The following is a 3,845-nucleotide window of genomic DNA, read 5'->3' on the forward strand; positions in this document are numbered from 1 at the left end:
GTGCAATGCCGAGGCCACGGACCAGCGCCCGGCAGCGGCGATCGATGCCGCCTCGCGTGCGCGGACCTTGTCCGCTCCCTCGCCCCGCAGATGGTCGCGCACATCGCGCCAGACGCTCTCCAGCCGCTCGCTGCATTTCTCCAGGCTTGCGCCGCTGCGGAAGAAGTTCTTGTCGAGTGGCGTCACTTCGTTACGCACCGCCTCGATGACCTCGCCCGCCGCGATATCGGCGCGCGGCGTTGCCGCAGGACGCAGCCCGGCCTGACCGAGCGGTTGCACGGTGCCCCGAAACGCCTTGCCGGCGCGGCGCTTGGCATGGGTCGATGCGCCCTTGCCTGCCCACCAGCCACTGGCCAGCGCCCAGGAGGAATTGACGGCGCCCCCGCCCGACACCGCCCCGGTCATGATCTCGCGGCTTGCGGCGTCACCGGCGACATAGAGGCCAGGCACGCCTGTGGCGCAATCGTCGGAGACAATGTCGATGCCGCCAGTGCCGCGCACCGTGCCTTCGGCACGCAGCGTGATGCGGAACAGATCGCTGAACGGATCGATGCCGGCCCGGTCATAGGGAACGAAGCAGTTCGGCTGACCCTGACGCAGCCAGCCCTGCAGCGCCGGTTCGGCCTGGTCGAGCCGCGCATAGACCGGCCCGTCGATCAGCGCGCGCGCCACCTCGTCCTCGCGGTCGCCGATGCCGTTCCGCAACGGCTCGCCCGTGGGTCCGAGGATCGGCGAGCCATCCTCGCGATGGAACGAGGCCCAGCGGAACGGCAACCCCTTGTTCAGCGAGGAACCGTACGGCGCCAACGTGTACTTGCCAGTGAATTCCATGCCGGAAAGGCTGGCGCCGGCCTCAGCCGCCATCAGATAACCATCCCCGGTCAGCCCTGTCCCGCCGAGGATGCGCTCGCGGAACGCACAGCCGCCGGTCGCCAGCACCACGGCCTTGGCGTCGACGCGCCAGTCATGGCCCGCCTGCCGGGCGACACCGGCGGCGCCAACGATGGCATCGCCATCGGACAGGAGTTCGAGCGCGGGATGATGGTCGAGCACGGTTACGCCGGCCAGCAGCACGCGGCGGCGCATGAAGCGCATGTAGTCCGGCCCGCGCAGATTGGCGATGTAGAGCCGCCCGTCATCCTCGCTTGGGAAGGGATAACCCCACTCCGAAAGCCTGAGCAGATTGCGGTAGGCGGTGTCGACGCAACGCAGCATCCACCGCTGGTCGGCGAGTTCGCCGGTGCGCTGCCAGCGCCGCTCCACCGCGGCATGCCTGTTGTCGCCCGGCGGCACGCACCAGGTGCCGGTGTTGGAAGGCGCCGTGGCGCCGCTGGTGCCGAGATAGCCCTTGTCGGCCAGCACCACCTTGGCGCCGCTGTCGGCCGCCGCCACCGCCGCCCAGGCCGCCGACGGACCGCCGCCCAGCACCAGCACATCGGCCTGGAGATGCAAGTTGTCGGAAGCTGATTTTTGCGACTTGGGCATGGATGCTCGGCGAAGGAGTGCGACGTGGCCGGCGCTATGCGGCGCGGGCCGCACCGGAGAACCACACCGGCTCATTGCCGGCGCTCCATTTGATGTTGCAGCCGATCGACGGCACTTGGCTTGCGGCGGGCCTGCCGCCTTCCAGCACCGTGTCGACAGCCGCGCGCAGATCAGCACCGGTCACCGGCTTGCCGTTGCCTGGCCGCGCGTCGTCGAACTGGCCGTGATAGGCGAGCCGGCGATCGGCGCCGAACAGGAAGAAGTCGGGCGTGCAAGCCGCGCCATAGGCTTTCGCCACCTGCTGCGAGGCGTCCTTCAGATAGGGGAAGGAATAACCGACCTTTTCAGACTCCTCGCCGATCCGCGCCAGTGTCTCCTCGGGATGCTCCAGATGGTCGTTGGCGTTGATCGCCACCACATGCAGGCCCTTGGCCGCGTAGTCTCTCGCGAATGCGGCGAGCTGTTCGCGGATCAGCACGACAAAGGGGCAACGGTTCGAAATGAAGGCAACGAGCAAGGCCGGCCTGACATCGAAATCGGCGAGCCGGTGCAGCACGCCCTGTGCGTCCGGCAACAGGAAGTCGGCGGCCTCGGTGCCAAGCTCGATCGGATTGGATTCAGTCTTCGGCATCGATGCTCTCCCTTCAGCCGGCTTTCACAGGTCAAGCGGCAAGCGCCCAGGCACCGCAGTTAGTCTATGAATTTAGTAGAATTATAAGTCGCAGGGCACGCCCACGGTCAACCGCGCAGCTTAGAATATCGTGCCAATGTTCGGGGCCGCGCCGGCAGGTTTGTTCGAGAGGAAGCCGTCTTGGAAGAAATTGGGAAGCAGCGGCGGTTTCCATCCGCGATGTGCGCGCTGAGCTTGATTAGGAACGCATGTTCCTAGACCTTGCGAACGACCGCAGCGCCATCCCCACCAGCACCGATGAAAATCCGACCACCGGAACCAATGCCGGAAATATCGCACACCACAAGCGGCATGCGAATGTCGTAGAGAAACTCGGCGACGATCGCGCCCACCGCCAGGATCGGGTCCGGCCGCTCCAGAAGAATACCCGCCGGCGCCGTGCCTCTGCGGATCGCCTCGGCCAGCACCGAGGACGAGGATGACGATCCCCGGCCGCTCGGCATGACAAGGATCTTGCCGGCGACATTCTGGCCAAGACCTGGATGCGAATGATCTGTTATGTCGCCGGTCTCGGCATCGATGCCGCCCCAGAAACTGAGCGGCTGCGAGAACACTAAGGCCTGCCCTTCGGCGGCGCCGGTCAGTTGGAAAGTGCCCAGCCGGTCAGCCGCGCCCGTTTCAATCCGCCGCGTCACGACACACCCCGCACGACGTGGCCAACCGCGGCGGAGCGGATGCAGTCTCTCATCTCGGCGAAGGCGACGGTCACGCCGATATTGCCCGGCGCGTAATGCGCCCATTTGCCGGAATTGGTCATCACCACGCCGTCGAGACGTTCGAGGATCGAGGTGACATAGGTGCAGGTATCGGCAACCGGGATCAGGCCGAATGCCTCCATGCCGTCGAGCGCCCCCTCCTCCTGCAATCGCGTCAGCGTCGCGCGTCCGGTGTTGACGTAGATCGGGATGCCCTTCCCGGGTGCTGCCTCACGCAGCAGCGGCAGCAGGCGCATCCATTCCTCATGCGAGAAATGCGGCGTGCCCAGCGACACGGCGCGGAGCGGCGCACCGTCAGGCACCATCGACAGCCTGGCCAATGCATGGTTGATGTCGGCACGGCTGACGCGGACGATCTCCTCGGGCACCATGCCTTGAAACGCCTCGTCGCCGGTTCCGGCCTCCGGCGTGATGCCAACCGCATGGAACAGCGCCACCGCGCCTGTCGTTGCCGCCGCGGCACCGAGCGCTTTCAACTGGTCCTCGTCGCGCGGCCTGGGCAGGCCCGCAATCACCGGAACGCGGTCGCCGCTGGCTTGCCCAATGATCAGCCCGACGCCGACGAACAGGCTGTCAGTCGGTTCCAGCTCGGCAACGTCCAGTTCGAACAGGACACGGCCGCGCCGGTTTTCGCTGAGATGCAGGCCCCAGGCCGGTGCGCGCCCTGTCATGGCGCAGCACAGATCGATGAAATCGCCGTAGCGGTTGGTGCGCGCGCCGATCACCGAATTGGCGAAGACAATGGCATTGGATTCCCCCCAGGCGATCTGCTGGCCGAATTTGGGTCGGAACCGCGTTTGGTAGGGTGCGCAGGTGAATGTCGCCTGACAGCCAAGCTCGAGATGCGCCTGCATCAACCGCCGCGCCGGTGCTTCCTCCGCCGCCGGCATCTTCACCATGCCGGGATGGATGAGGTCGAACGACCCGACATTGAGCGTCGTCGGCACTTGAAC

Annotated in this window: 4 protein-coding genes; all 4 read right to left on the reverse strand. The window is 66.4% G+C overall.

Annotated features, from left to right (window positions below; genetic code table 11):
* The coding region (locus EOA36_RS30055; RefSeq protein ID WP_127280584.1) for an FAD-binding protein at positions 1 to 1,485 on the reverse strand (1,485 nt) is incomplete at its 3' end.
* 34 nt (positions 1,486 to 1,519) lie between these two features.
* Positions 1,520 to 2,116 carry a thioredoxin family protein gene (locus tag EOA36_RS30060; protein ID WP_127280585.1) on the reverse strand — a complete coding sequence of 199 codons (597 nt, stop codon included), beginning with the start codon at positions 2,114 to 2,116 and terminating at the stop codon, positions 1,520 to 1,522.
* Positions 2,117 to 2,370: 254 nt separating this feature from the next.
* On the reverse strand, positions 2,371 to 2,811 hold the full coding sequence (locus tag EOA36_RS30065; RefSeq protein ID WP_189553431.1) for a DUF126 domain-containing protein: 441 nt from the start codon (positions 2,809 to 2,811) through the stop codon (positions 2,371 to 2,373).
* A partial coding sequence (locus tag EOA36_RS30070; RefSeq protein ID WP_127280587.1) for an aconitase X occupies positions 2,808 to 3,845 on the reverse strand: 1,038 nt, incomplete at its 5' end. The genes EOA36_RS30070 and EOA36_RS30065, both read right to left, overlap by 4 nt.

Source organism: Mesorhizobium sp. M8A.F.Ca.ET.021.01.1.1 (genome assembly GCF_003998025.1).
GTDB lineage: Bacteria > Pseudomonadota > Alphaproteobacteria > Rhizobiales > Rhizobiaceae > Mesorhizobium.

Bases quoted from the DNA above. Each gene is read 5' to 3' on its own strand.
- EOA36_RS30060 (WP_127280585.1), bottom strand. From the start codon at position 2,116: ATGCCGAAGACTGAATCCAATCCGATCGAGCTTGGCACCGAGGCCGCC.